Annotated in this window: 2 pseudogenes; both read right to left on the reverse strand. The window is 50.2% G+C overall.

From position 1 onward, the window contains the following. Positions 1–231: pseudogene (locus tag EXE42_RS16670) on the reverse strand (hypothetical protein); the annotation flags it as partial. After that, positions 228–510: pseudogene (locus EXE42_RS19780) on the reverse strand (hypothetical protein); the annotation flags it as partial. The pseudogenes EXE42_RS19780 and EXE42_RS16670, both read right to left, overlap by 4 nt.

A 510-nucleotide genomic window follows, 5' to 3' on the forward strand; every position in this document is an offset into this window, starting at 1 on the left:
GATCAGAGTTATCTCTCCCGCGACGAGGGCATCGTACAGCTGTGTCCACGGCTGGCTCTGTGGTTCGCCTATCGGGAGTCCGTTTGGTGTTTCGGGAACTGGTGTGCCAAAAAGTGCCTCAGTAATCGCACGGTATCCCTCCCTAATTCCCTCAGTAAACCACTCGACAACCTGGTTTAGGATGTCAACAAACCACTGAAAACCAACGTCTGTAAGCGAAATTCCGCTCATGTGTCGGTCCTCTCTATTGTGATCTGACAGTCGGACAGATTCTGGCCTTCATAGGTGACGTTGTACTCTTGTTCAGCCAAATCACCACCTACTGCCCCGGATATGCTAACTTCAAATTGGCCGGTTGTACCGTCCGGAGTACAGCTGACCACATCGCTACTCGCTCCGAACGGTAGCGTCATAGAATAAATTGTGCGCATACTTCCTGAGTTGATGATTGGTTTTGTATACGTGATCGCTTGATTGACTGCCGCAATCCCACTTTCAGAGAGATCATCG

The sequence above is a fragment of the Halorubrum sp. SP3 genome (assembly GCF_005435195.1).
GTDB classification, from domain to species: Archaea; Halobacteriota; Halobacteria; order Halobacteriales; family Haloferacaceae; genus Halorubrum; species Halorubrum sodomense.